The sequence below is a fragment of the Streptococcus sp. 1171_SSPC genome, assembly GCF_001069335.1.
GTDB lineage: Bacteria > Bacillota > Bacilli > Lactobacillales > Streptococcaceae > Streptococcus > Streptococcus xiaochunlingii.
The window spans coordinates 1-11,179 of sequence record NZ_JWAK01000005.1; the positions used below are offsets into that span (position 1 = coordinate 1).

Below are 11,179 nucleotides of genomic sequence, written 5' to 3' on the forward strand. Positions count from 1 at the left end.
ATTTCAAGGCTTTTTCCTGTTGATTTAGATGCCCCCTGCATGGATTTGTAAGAACTTTTCATATTGAAAATAAACAAAAATGTTGAAATATAGCTGATTTTAGGGAAATACTTTTAGGTATTTTCAATGTCAGGATTTAAAAATGGGGCAAAAGCGGGGCAAAAACGAATGACTCGTATTTTGTTTGAAAACCTATAATACCTAATGATTATGCTATTCTAGATATATAGTTTTGTTATAAATAAATGTCAGTGCGAGATCAAATTGGAGAATAAAATGAAAAAACAAATTTCTACGTAGAATGGAATGCGAAAAAGTGATAATTAAAGAGACGAAAAAGCTGAGAATATGATTTCCCAGCTTTTTTGAATGCGATAGAAATAGCAACTAGACTATTTACGAAAGGCCTCAATAATGTAGGTGAAGCCAGTAACTAAAACTGAAAAGGCAATGACATAAACGACAAAGACACCTGTAGCCACTGGATTGAACAGAATCACTAGACCTAGTAAAAATTCAAGCAAGGCTACCCACGTGATATTGCTACCAATAATAGGGAAAATCAATCCTAGACGATTGCCTTTAAAGAAAGCAATAATGGCTTCTACAATTAACCAAATTCCTACAATGGTCGGAATGACGACCGGCAGGGTCACAAAGCCATAAGCAACGAGGTAAAGAGCTAAGAGAAGACTAACAAATCCTTGGAAAAGATAAACAGGTGAGCGAAGCTCTTTTGGTGCAGAGAAATAGCCTAAAATAGCTGCTATAGAAGAAACCAGTAAACCAAATGAAATCCACCAGCTGTAAGCAACAAGATTAGCTACTGGGTTTGTAAATAGGAAAAGTCCTAAAAGGACAAAAACAACTCCTGCAAGGAATAGCAGTAAACGATTAGAAAATTTCATTTCAATACCCCCTATATAGTATAGTTTGCTAATAAAACTATTGTACTTATTTTTATAGAAAATGTCAATAAAATAAATAAACAATTTGGAAGTTTCAGTCTGACTTACAAAAAGAAAAGGAGTTTTCACTCCTTTTCACAGATTGAAGACAAAGTCCTTATAAAAGTGTCTTCTAAAGATTTTAACTTCAATCTGAAGCGAGGTTATCCTCGCTTTTTCTATTTATCAAACAATTCCTTATTTTCAATTAAGAGTTCTAGTGGAGATTTATCTCTTGCTACAATAAAACCAGGTTCATATTGGTTATGAAATGTTCTTTTCGGAGAAGTTGGATCCATATACAATTCATCTCCATCTTCTGTGTATAGTTGGTTGCCTCTTGTTAGGTAAAGTAAATCCTCTAAGTACTGTCCATCAGTTTCTAAAAAATGTTCGATGTATTTGACAGCTTTTAAGATTTCACTTACTTTATCAGAGTATTCATTCGATTCAAGAACACTCTTTTCTAATTCAATCTCCTTACTCGTTCCAAATAGTTGGGTTGGAGTTGCATTAAAATATTCTGCTATCTTATCCAAATTTGCAAAGGTAGGATAGCTTTTTTGTTTTTCGTAATCAGAGATGGACTGTTTACCGATTCCTAAATCTTCCGCAAGTTGAGTTTGACTTACTCCTTTTTCTATGCGTAGTCGTGCCAAATTGGGTCCAAAATTTTGAATAATAAAGGTCATGATAAACTCCTACGTTGTGTTTTAAACTTATTTTATCACCTATAAACTTACAAATCAAGTTTTTAGTTGACTGTTTAAAATATTTTTTATAAAATATATTTATAACTTATAAATAAGTTATAAATGATACAAAAAATAGCTCGTAAGTTTAGGATTGGTGAGTGAGGAAGAAGTTGAGGACGAGACTATGACTTATGACTATTCGAAGCCTTGGAGCTAGAAATTGTGTGGACAAGGACAAGGGCGAGCCTGACGGGAAGTCAGGCGAAGTCCCGAAGACTGCCGTCCAGACAATTTCTAGCCAAGCAAAAGCTGGCTATTCTAACAGCCAGCAAAAAGGGACACTTAGGGCAACGCCCAAAGAACGACGGAACGAGCAATCGTTGATTTGACGGTGTTTCTGAAACCTAAAAAATCTAAAAGAAGGGGGGACAATTTTGTTGGTTTCTATACAAGATTTAAGAAGTATTCAAGAACGATGTGATGTAGGAGAATTAGTACAGCGGTTAGATGTCAGTATTGATAGATTAACGGTTATCTGGGATACAGACATTGGTTCCCTAAGACAAATTTTTAAAAATCTGAAACAGGCAATAAGTACAAGAGTTGATTCATTTGAAATACATGATAACGTACGAGATGATGTCTTTACTTTAGCTAAAGTTTTTAATGAGTATGATTCGATCAATATTATATTTTTTCAATTATCCACTTATGGAGGTGAACAATTGATTCGAATTGATTTCAATCCTAATACTTTAAAAGAATTTGATGGAAGGAAAGTATGGAGGCAATTAATGTACTTTGCTAGATTGAATTCATTGACAGTACGTTTGTCACGTTTTGATTTGGCATTTGACATTTTCAACAATCCTGAAATCGTTAATTTGCAACATATTAAAGGTGGTGTTACCCATAAGGCCTTCTATGGTAGAGGGGGTGAATTAGAGACGAAATATTGGGGTTCTAGCGGTAGTAATGTACAAGTTAGGTTATATGATAAGAATAAAGAAATCATTGTTCACAAGCGCGAAGAGAAGCTAGATTTGGATGTAAATCCGTTTTGGTGGAGATTAGAGTTCCAACTCAGAACCAAAGCGATTGGTGAGGAGATGGTCCAAGATGTTATGAATCGACTTGATAATTTCGGATTTTATAAGCTAGAACATATTCGAGTGGAGCAAAGAGCATTTACAATTATCTTTCTCAACAATCCTGAACTGTTATCATTGGCTTTTCCAAATTTAAAATCAGACAGCATCAAAAAGAAAAAAACAAGAGTCCGCAAACTATTGAGAGAAGAAACGAATCAATTTGCGGAAGAACTAAAAGAAGTATTAATACAGAATCTCCCTAAATTAAATGCAGAATTACAACTACTTGTAGGCGAGTTTCTGAATTTAGAAAATAAATAAGGAGGATAACTATGGACAATAATTTAATTAGTAACAAAGAATTAATTGAAATGGGCTATCGCCCTCATACAGCAAATGATATCATTCATCAGGCAAGAGAATTACTTGTCTCACGAGGCTATACATTTTATAATCGCAAACGTTTGATGGTTGTTCCAAAAAGTGTTGTAAATGAGATTCTAGGAACTGAGGTGGCGTAATATGGCAAGTGTTCGTTATCGAAAGCGAGGAGATAGTAATTTATGGACCTATGAAATTCGTAGCGAAGGGAAAACAGTTGTTCATAATAGCGGTTTTAAAACAAAAAAACTTGCAGAGTCAGAAGCTGAACCGATTCTGCAAGAACTTCGTTTAGGAAAAAGAATTTCTAGAGATATTTCTCTTGTAGATCTGTATCAAGAATGGCTTGAACTAAAAATTCTACCGAGTAGTAGGTCGGAAGAGACAAAGAAAAAATATCTTCTCCGTAAAAACACAATTGAAAGATTATTTGGAAATAAAAAAGTCACTCAAATTCGTGCGAGTGAATACCAAAGAATTATGAATAAGTATGGACAAACAGTTGGTAGAAATTTTCTTGGTAGATTGAATACTGGGATTCATCAGAGCATCCAAATGGCAATTGCAGACAAAGTTCTAATAGATGATTTTACACAACATGTCGAGTTATTTTCATCCAAAGAACAACAGATGACAGAAGAGAAATATTTACATACAGAAAAGGACTATCTGGATTTACTTTTAGCAGTAAAGAGAAAATTTGATTACCAACGTTCAATTGTTCCTTATATTGTCTATTTTCTATTAAAAACAGGCATGAGGTTTGGAGAGTTAATAGCGTTAACTTGGAATGAAGTTGACTTTGACAGAGGACTGCTAAAAACATATAGGAGGTTTAATACCCTTTCTCATAAATTTGTCCCTCCAAAAAATAAAACGTCTATTCGGATGGTACCGATAGACGAAGAATGTATTAAGATATTACAAGTCCTAAAAATTGAACAAGAGAAGGCTAATAAAGAGCTAGGAATCAAGAATAGGTATAAAATGATTTTTCAGCATTATGGATATATTCACTTGGTACCAGATATTGCAAGTGTCAATAAAGCTTTGAGTGTTCTTTTAAATGAATTAGATATTTATCCAATTATCACGACAAAAGGAGCACGTCATACCTATGGAAGCTACCTCTGGCACAAAGGATTTGACCTTGGAGTTATTGCAAAAATTCTAGGGCATAAAGATATTTCAATGTTAGTAGAAGTATATGGACACACTTTAGAAGAGAAAATTTTTGAAGAATTTAATCAAATTAGAGATGTCTGGAAAGATTGCTCATAAAAAAATGTGGGGCAAATGATGGGGCAAATCAGTTATAGACAAGCAAAAAAGCCTGATATATCAGGCTTCCTGTTGAATTATTGGATGCCCCCTGCAGGGCTCGAACCTGCGACCCATAGATTAAGAGTCTACTGCTCTACCAACTGAGCTAAGGAGGCAAAAAAAAGCTGTATTGGTGCCGAAACTTCACGGTTTGTATTGAACCCGCGCAATTAAGCAGGTGGGCAACTTGCTCTAACTGAAGCTGCTTCCGCGTGATACGGCCTGCATGCTGTTAGAAGTCCTTTGTTTCCCTAATAATACAAAAAATAGTCGGTCAACACTTAAGTGTGAAGTCGTACACCACAGCGTTTCTATATGTATATGATACCATATTTCAAAAAAATTTCAAGGGAAAATCTCAATTTTTTGGAACCGATATCACCTTTTCTTGAGTTGATCAATCTTCTCTTTTGTCGCCCCTAGGGCTCGCTCGTATTTGCCATTTTCATTGGGAGTGAAATAAGAGGCCCCCTTAAGCTTGTCTGGTAGGTAGTCCTGTTGGACCCAATTGCCAGGATAATTGTGAGGGTACTTGTAGTCTTGGGCATTTCCCAAGGTCTTGCTTCCAGCATAATGACCGTCACGGAGGTGGCGAGGGATAGGAAGATTGCCCGATTTCCGGAGATCAGACAAGGCCTTATCCATGGCGACGTAGGCCGAGTTGGACTTAGGCGAAAGTGCCAGGTCAATGACGATGTTGGCGATGAGGATGCGGGCTTCGGGAAAGCCGATGCGCTCCGCTGCCTGAAGGGCTGTCACCGTATGGATCTGTGCATCTGGATTGGCCAGGCCGATATCTTCGTAGGCAATGACCGTCAAGCGACGGGCTAAGCTAGGGAGATCGCCCGCTTCAATCAAGCGTGCGGCGTAGTGGAGACTAGCATCGACATCGGATCCGCGGATGGACTTTTGCAGAGCAGAGAGGACATCGTAGTGACCGTCTCCGTCCTTGTCCATGGTGATATAGCTGCGCTGGAGGCTGTTTTCCATGATGTCGAGACTGATGTGGCGAACGCCATCCTCCCCTTCCTTGGTAGAGAGAACAGCCAAATCGAGAGAATTATAGGCAGAACGCAGGTCTCCATTGGTCGAAGTGGCGATGAAATCCAAGGCTTCCTCATCGAGCGTCACAGGGAAGTCAAAGCCCCGCTCAGGGTCGCTCAGTGCCAACTGGATCGCCTCTTTGACCTGTTCATTGGTCAAGGGTTCCAGCTCAAAGATCTGCACCCGACTGCGAATGGCAGGCGTCACGGAGAAGAAAGGATTCTCAGTCGTTGCGCCGATCATGATGACCAGACCGCTTTCGAGCAAAGGCAGGAGAAAATCTTGTTTGGTCTTATCGAGGCGATGGATCTCATCCAAAAGCAGGACCAAGCCACCTGAAAACTTGGCTTCCTCTGCGATCTCTTGCAGGCGTTTTTTGCTGTCGACGGTTGCATTGAAGGTCCGAAAGGCATACTTAGTCGTACCCGCGATGGCAGAAGCAATACTGGTCTTGCCAATCCCTGGTGGGCCAAAGAGAATCATGGACGAGAGACGATTGGCCTCCACCATGCGGCGGATGATTTTCCCTGGGCCGACCAGGTGTTCTTGTCCGATGACCTGATCGATGGTTTTGGGGCGCATGCGCAGGGCGAGATTGTCCGGCATAAGGGTCTCCTTTCTAGCTTTGTCTCCTTTAAAAGAGGCAGTTTTTATGGTAAGATTGTAGTAACTATTGTATCATATTCCGCTCTAAGAGTGGGAAATTAGAAAGAGGACATGATGTCTAAATATGGATTTTTGGATGTTTTAGAAGAGGAAATGGAAAAGGTCTTTCCCTTTGACTTTGAGATCAATTGGGATAAGAAAAATCATGCGGTAGAAGTGGCTTTTCTCTTGGAAGTGCAAAACACAGGAGGGGTTGCCTTGGTCGATGAGTCGGGGGAAGAGTCTGACGAGGATATCTTCTTTGAAGAAGCCGTCATCTTCTACAATCCAGCCAAGTCGCATGTGGAAGAAGATGCCTATTTAACGGCGATTCCGTATGAGCCGAAGAAAGGCTTGTCTCGGGAGTTTCTAGCCTATTTTGCGACCTTCCTAAAGGATACAGCCGAGCTAGCCTTGGATGAGCTCATGGATTTCTTAGCAGACGAAGAAGCAGAGAGCTTTGAGATCGTCTGGAACCAAGAAGTTTTTGAAGAAGGCAAAGTTGGCCTAGAAGAAAGCACCTTTTATCCTTATCCGAGATATTAGAAACAAGTGGGAGAGTCAATGAAAAAAATTGGGACCTACCTAGTTTACGGCCTGTCCTTTCTTCTCTTGATGGGTGCTTTTGCCTTGGGGACGATCGCCTTTACGGATTTAGGCTTTCAACTGGTTTTTGTACCGGGCTATCTCTTCACTTTCGGTAGCATGTATCTCATTTTCATTCTTCATGAACTGGGGCATGCTTTCTGTGGATATCTGACGGGCTATCGCCTCGTCGCTTTGGGCTTGGGAAGTTTCCTTCTGACTAAAAAGGAAGGAAAGTTTCGTCTTAGCCGCACGGCAGTTCTGAAAAATGTTGGCGCCCAGTATATTGGACTAAAAGAGGATGAAAGTGACCAACGAATGATCTTGATGCTTTCAGGTGGGATATTGGTTCATTTGACTTTACTCATCCTATCCCTCCTCTTTGGAGTTCTGACACAGAGTTGGTATTTTGCAGGCACATGGATTTGTCTCAATCTCTCCTTCATTTTGGCCAATGTTCTCCCTCTGGGGATTACAGATGGAGCCAAAATTTTAGAATTGATGTACCATCCTGAAAATGTGGTCTATGCTTATCTCGGACTCCGCCATTCTGCTCAGACCATGCTAGCACCAGAAGATTACGATCTGAAAGATTTTGTTAGACCTGTTCCTGAGGAGGTGCAAGGAGGCTTTGTGGAGGGGGTCTTAGCCCTTCAGGGAGAAGTCTACATCTTAGAGGGCAATCGAGAGGCGGCTAAAGAGCACTTTCAGGCTTTACTGAAGAGGGCAGATAACCCGATGATTCAAACTGCCACCCAGTTGTCCCTACTGCATATCGCCTTGTTGGAAGGAGATCATGAGAAAGCAGAGGAATACGCGTCCATTCGACGAGTCAAGTCTTTTTTGTCGATGAAATTGACCAATATACAGGCGGTCCAAGCCTGGTATCAATTTAAGGTCAAGAAAGATTTGGCCCAGACACACAAGGCGATCAAGCTTGCCAGACAGAAGATGGATGTGAGTCGCATGCTGCGGGATGAGAAAGCCTATTACCAGCAGTGGTTAGATGAGTTGGAACAAGCCATACAGGAAGAAGAGACTCAGGTGAGCTGAGAAATAGGAAAGGGAGCTGTCCGATGCTTCAGAAATTTAAGCGGTTATTTAGTAAAAAATCCCAAAAATCTCAAGAGTGTGAGTCGATCCTTCCCCGCAATCGCTTTGCGGATTTAGATTTTGAGCGAGTATTGAAGTCAGGAACTCATTGTTGTGTTGATGAAGATGGGCACTATGTTGAGGATGGTAAAATCACATTATTTGAATTTTCTATAGACTTTGCAGAATTTGAGTTCATAGGTGATTTCAAAATTGAGGAGGAAGATCAGTTTAAGCAACTATTAGCTCGTTTGAATAGTTTTGACAATGCCATTCAGTCCCATTTGGAAAGCGAGTTGCAACAACCTATCCCTCAGTTTGCCAAGAATCTCGGCTATACTCAGAAGAGGTGGGAGAAAACCTTTTACTTCCATCCTTGGATATTAAGTTTTGATGAAAATCCTCCTAATCTTCGCTATGTTGCAGATTATGTCAATGATGAGTTTACGGTTTATTTTGCCAAAAAACATGGTAGATGGCGGGCGTACTGGGATGCAGAGTGTCAAAAAGTAATCGAAGAAAGCTAGCTCGTATTTTCCTAGAGAGTAATTGTTATCATAGAAAAGAGTAAATATCATGGAATTATTGGATAGCAGAATGGATTTCCAAGGTTGCAAGATTGCCTTGATTTGTGGGGATAAGGTCTTGACTATCTTACGTGATGACAAGGACGATATCCCTTGTCCCAACATGTGGGAGTTGCCAGGTGGTGGTCGTGAAGGAAACGAAAGCCCTTTCGAGTGCGCAGCGCGTGAAGTTTATGAGGAATTGGGAATTCATTTAGATGAAGACTGTCTGCTTTGGAGCAAGATTTATCCTAGCGTAATCTTTAAAGACAAGCAATCGGTCTTTATGGTTGGTCAGCTAAGACAAGAACAATTTGACAATATTACCTTTGGGAATGAAGGACAGGCCTATAAACTGATGCCTATTGAGGAATTTTTGAAGTCTAAACAGGCAGTGCCTCAGCTACAGGGGAGATTGAGGGATTATTTGGAGGAAGGTTTATGATAACACTTGTTCGAGCGGGAGCAGAGGATTTAGAAACTATTATTGCAATTCAGAGAGCTAGCTTTAAGGCTGTTTATGAAAAATACCATGATGAATATGACCCTTATCTGGAGGACCGCGAACGAATTAAGTGGAAACTAGTCGAGCGTCCCAATAGCTATTACTACTTTGTAAAAAAAGATGAAGAAAACATCGGATTTTTACGAGTTCAGACCAATGAAGAGTTAACGAAAGCTTGGTTGGGAACGGCAGCGATTTTGCCTCCCTATCAAGGAAAAGGTTATGGTTCTGAAGGATTGCGCTTGCTAGAAGAGGAATTTTCAACCGTTTCACAATGGGATTTGTGTACGGTGTTACAGGATGCAGGCATGGTTGCTTTTTACGAGAAAAACGGCTATCGTCAAACCCATATCGAGCCTGAAAAAGAAGGCATGGATATGGTCTACATGAAAAAATTGATAGAGAAATAGAAAGGATGGTTCGGTTAAATTTCTAAACTGAACCCGCCCTAAACACTGTGCCAAAAAGATAAACTTCTCTTAGACACAAGCGTCTTCAGAGAATTTCCTATTTTGGCTTTGTGTTTTACGGGCTTGGTATCTTAATGATGGAAACATGGCAAGAGCTAAAAGTTACAGTGAAGCGTGAGGGTGAGGAACTAGTCTCCAACCTCTTGATCGAGTTAGGTGCCCAAGGGGTCGCGATCGAAGATAGCATGGACTATGTGGGCAACGTGGACCGCTTCGGTGAGATTTTTCCTGATGTCGAGCAGCAAGAAGAAATCGTGGTGACCGCCTACTATCCTGAAACGGTTGATGTAGCAGAGGTTGAAGCGGATTTGCAGGCTCGCTTGGCAGAATTGACAGATTTTATGGATCTGGGCGAAGTTAAGATGGGAACGACTGCCTTGGCTGAGGAAGACTGGGCAGATAATTGGAAGAAATACTATGAACCAGCTCGCATCACCCATGACTTGACCATCGTACCGTCATGGACGGACTATGAGGCGACGGCGGGAGAAAAGATTATCAAGCTGGACCCTGGGATGGCCTTTGGAACAGGAACTCACCCAACAACCAAGATGAGCCTCTTTGCCTTGGAGCAGGTTCTTCGCGGTGGCGAAACAGTGCTAGATGTGGGGACTGGTTCAGGTGTCCTTTCTATCGCCAGCTCACTCCTAGGTGCCAAGGAAATCTTCGCCTATGACTTGGATGATGTAGCGGTTCGCGTCGCTCAGGAAAATATTGAACTCAATCCTGGCATGGAAAACATTCATGTAGCCCCAGGCGATTTGCTTAAGGGTGTGGAGATTGAGGCAGATGTCATCGTGGCCAATATCTTGGCGGATATCCTTATTCATCTGACAGAGGATGCTTATCGTTTGGTTAAGGATGAAGGCTACCTGATCATGAGTGGCATTATCAAGGACAAGTGGGACATGGTGCGTGAGTCAGCAGAAGCGGCTGGATTTTTCCTTGAAACCCACATGATTCAAGGGGAGTGGAATGCCTGTGTCTTCAAGAAGACCAAGGATATTTCTGGTGTGATTGGAGGCTAGCATGCAGCAGTATTTTGTAAAAGGCTTGGCTAGCTCACCTGTCACGATTGAGGATAAGGAAACCAGCAAGCACATGTTTCAGGTCATGCGCTTGAAAGAAGAAGACCAGGTGACCCTAGTCTTTGATGATGGGATCAAGCGCTTGGCGCGAGTGGTCAATGTGGAGGCTCGTCAGTTGGAGCTAATCAAAGAATTAGCTGACAATGTGGAACTGCCGGTCCAAGTGACTATCGCATCAGGCTTTCCCAAGGGAGACAAGCTGGAGTTTATCACTCAAAAAGTAACAGAGCTCGGTGCTAGTCAAATTTGGGCCTTTCCTGCCGATTGGTCAGTTGCCAAGTGGGATGGCAAGAAATTGGGTAAAAAGGTTGAAAAACTAGAAAAAATTGCCCTTGGAGCAGCAGAGCAAAGCAAGCGGAATCTTGTTCCAAGCATTACCCTTTTTGAGAAAAAGGCAGACTTTCTAGCCCAACTTGACCAGTTTGACCGCATCGTGGTGGCCTATGAAGAGTCGGCCAAAGAAGGCGAAAGCGCTGCTCTTGTACAAGCTGTAAGTGGTCTTAAAAAAGGGAGCAAGGTTCTCTTTATCTTTGGTCCAGAAGGTGGTCTCTCACCTGTGGAAATCGAAAGTTTTGAAGCTAAAGGAGCAGTCCTTGCAGGACTTGGTCCTCGCATTCTACGAGCAGAAACCGCACCACTCTATGCCCTTAGCGCAGTGAGTGTTGTCACAGAATTAATGAAAAACGCGTGAAGGTAGATCTTCACGCGTTTCTTTTATACCTTATTTTGTTCAGAATATATTCGTTT

The 11,179-nt window shown here is 41.2% G+C and carries 13 protein-coding genes, 1 tRNA gene, 1 other RNA gene and 1 pseudogene; 11 read left to right on the forward strand and 5 right to left on the reverse strand.

The genetic code is table 11. The features are described 5' to 3' along the window. Positions 1–392: 392 nt before the first annotated feature. Both ADF75_RS00315 and ADF75_RS00320 read right to left on the reverse strand, forming a co-directional pair. Positions 393–908 carry a DUF308 domain-containing protein gene (locus ADF75_RS00315; protein WP_009732102.1) on the reverse strand — a complete coding sequence of 172 codons (516 nt, stop codon included), beginning with the start codon at positions 906–908 and terminating at the stop codon, positions 393–395. A 218-nt stretch (positions 909–1,126) separates the two neighbouring features. After that, complete coding sequence (locus ADF75_RS00320; protein WP_048788726.1) at positions 1,127–1,639, reverse strand: helix-turn-helix domain-containing protein; 513 nt, start codon at positions 1,637–1,639, stop codon at positions 1,127–1,129. A 210-nt stretch (positions 1,640–1,849) separates the two neighbouring features. Between ADF75_RS00320 and ADF75_RS10630 the strand changes: the two are divergent. From ADF75_RS10630 to ADF75_RS00340, 4 genes and pseudogenes are all read left to right on the forward strand, one after another. After that, positions 1,850–2,031 (forward strand): annotated as a pseudogene (locus ADF75_RS10630) (hypothetical protein). Between the two features lie 45 nt (positions 2,032–2,076). Continuing rightward, entirely contained in the window at positions 2,077–3,054 is a 978-nt protein-coding gene (locus tag ADF75_RS00330) for a replication initiation protein (protein ID WP_048788728.1), read from the forward strand. An 11-nt stretch (positions 3,055–3,065) separates the two neighbouring features. Then, a complete protein-coding gene (locus ADF75_RS00335) occupies positions 3,066–3,254 on the forward strand; it encodes a DUF3173 domain-containing protein (protein WP_000369785.1) in 189 nt (62 codons plus the stop codon). Between the two features lies 1 nt (position 3,255). Beyond that, positions 3,256–4,395 carry a site-specific integrase gene (locus ADF75_RS00340; protein ID WP_021152656.1) on the forward strand — a complete coding sequence of 380 codons (1,140 nt, stop codon included), beginning with the start codon at positions 3,256–3,258 and terminating at the stop codon, positions 4,393–4,395. Positions 4,396–4,480: 85 nt separating this feature from the next. Here ADF75_RS00340 and ADF75_RS00345 read toward each other — a convergent pair. The 3 genes from ADF75_RS00345 to ADF75_RS00350 form a co-directional block, all read right to left on the reverse strand. Then, positions 4,481–4,553, reverse strand: a tRNA-Lys gene (locus ADF75_RS00345). Positions 4,554–4,555: 2 nt separating this feature from the next. After that, positions 4,556–4,749: non-coding RNA, 6S RNA (ssrS, locus tag ADF75_RS10940), on the reverse strand. 66 nt (positions 4,750–4,815) lie between these two features. Then, positions 4,816–6,087 carry a replication-associated recombination protein A gene (locus ADF75_RS00350; protein ID WP_048788729.1) on the reverse strand — a complete coding sequence of 424 codons (1,272 nt, stop codon included), beginning with the start codon at positions 6,085–6,087 and terminating at the stop codon, positions 4,816–4,818. A gap of 114 nt (positions 6,088–6,201) precedes the next feature. Here ADF75_RS00350 and ADF75_RS00355 point away from each other — a divergent pair, with 114 nt between their 5' ends. The 7 genes from ADF75_RS00355 (at position 6,202) to ADF75_RS00385 (ending at position 11,123) form a co-directional block, all read left to right on the forward strand. Further along, positions 6,202–6,672, forward strand: coding sequence for a DUF3013 family protein (locus tag ADF75_RS00355; protein ID WP_048788730.1), 471 nt, complete (start codon positions 6,202–6,204; stop codon positions 6,670–6,672). A gap of 18 nt (positions 6,673–6,690) precedes the next feature. After that, complete coding sequence (locus tag ADF75_RS00360; RefSeq protein WP_048788731.1) at positions 6,691–7,764, forward strand: site-2 protease family protein; 1,074 nt, start codon at positions 6,691–6,693, stop codon at positions 7,762–7,764. A gap of 23 nt (positions 7,765–7,787) precedes the next feature. Next, complete coding sequence (locus tag ADF75_RS00365; RefSeq protein WP_048788732.1) at positions 7,788–8,330, forward strand: hypothetical protein; 543 nt, start codon at positions 7,788–7,790, stop codon at positions 8,328–8,330. A gap of 49 nt (positions 8,331–8,379) precedes the next feature. Next, the gene (locus ADF75_RS00370; RefSeq protein WP_031574864.1) at positions 8,380–8,814 is read left to right on the forward strand and encodes an NUDIX hydrolase; all 435 of its coding nucleotides are present in this window, start codon (positions 8,380–8,382) and stop codon (positions 8,812–8,814) included. Continuing rightward, a complete protein-coding gene (locus ADF75_RS00375; protein ID WP_048788733.1) occupies positions 8,811–9,284 on the forward strand; it encodes a GNAT family N-acetyltransferase in 474 nt (157 codons plus the stop codon). The genes ADF75_RS00370 and ADF75_RS00375 overlap by 4 nt, the downstream gene beginning before the upstream one ends. Before the next feature lie 137 nt (positions 9,285–9,421). Continuing rightward, entirely contained in the window at positions 9,422–10,372 is a 951-nt protein-coding gene (gene prmA, locus ADF75_RS00380; RefSeq protein ID WP_125329807.1) for a 50S ribosomal protein L11 methyltransferase, read from the forward strand. A gap of 1 nt (position 10,373) precedes the next feature. Next, positions 10,374–11,123, forward strand: a complete 750-nt coding sequence (locus ADF75_RS00385; RefSeq protein ID WP_048788735.1) for a 16S rRNA (uracil(1498)-N(3))-methyltransferase — start codon at positions 10,374–10,376, stop codon at positions 11,121–11,123. The last annotated feature ends 56 nt before the right edge of the window (positions 11,124–11,179 follow it).

What these genes read in the sequence shown, in the direction of transcription:
- ADF75_RS00335 (WP_000369785.1), top strand. Translation starts at nt 3,066, where the DNA reads ATGGACAATAATTTAATTAGTAACAAAGAATTAATTGAAATGGGCTAT.
- ADF75_RS00315 (WP_009732102.1), bottom strand. Translation starts at nt 908, where the DNA reads ATGAAATTTTCTAATCGTTTACTGCTATTCCTTGCAGGAGTTGTTTTT.
- prmA (WP_125329807.1), top strand. Translation starts at nt 9,422, where the DNA reads ATGGAAACATGGCAAGAGCTAAAAGTTACAGTGAAGCGTGAGGGTGAG.
- ADF75_RS00320 (WP_048788726.1), bottom strand. Translation starts at nt 1,639, where the DNA reads ATGACCTTTATTATTCAAAATTTTGGACCCAATTTGGCACGACTACGC.
- ADF75_RS00365 (WP_048788732.1), top strand. Translation starts at nt 7,788, where the DNA reads ATGCTTCAGAAATTTAAGCGGTTATTTAGTAAAAAATCCCAAAAATCT.
- ADF75_RS00385 (WP_048788735.1), top strand. Translation starts at nt 10,374, where the DNA reads ATGCAGCAGTATTTTGTAAAAGGCTTGGCTAGCTCACCTGTCACGATT.
- ADF75_RS00375 (WP_048788733.1), top strand. Translation starts at nt 8,811, where the DNA reads ATGATAACACTTGTTCGAGCGGGAGCAGAGGATTTAGAAACTATTATT.
- ADF75_RS00355 (WP_048788730.1), top strand. Translation starts at nt 6,202, where the DNA reads ATGTCTAAATATGGATTTTTGGATGTTTTAGAAGAGGAAATGGAAAAG.
- ADF75_RS00360 (WP_048788731.1), top strand. Translation starts at nt 6,691, where the DNA reads ATGAAAAAAATTGGGACCTACCTAGTTTACGGCCTGTCCTTTCTTCTC.
- ADF75_RS00350 (WP_048788729.1), bottom strand. Translation starts at nt 6,087, where the DNA reads ATGCCGGACAATCTCGCCCTGCGCATGCGCCCCAAAACCATCGATCAG.
- ADF75_RS00340 (WP_021152656.1), top strand. Translation starts at nt 3,256, where the DNA reads ATGGCAAGTGTTCGTTATCGAAAGCGAGGAGATAGTAATTTATGGACC.
- ADF75_RS00370 (WP_031574864.1), top strand. Translation starts at nt 8,380, where the DNA reads ATGGAATTATTGGATAGCAGAATGGATTTCCAAGGTTGCAAGATTGCC.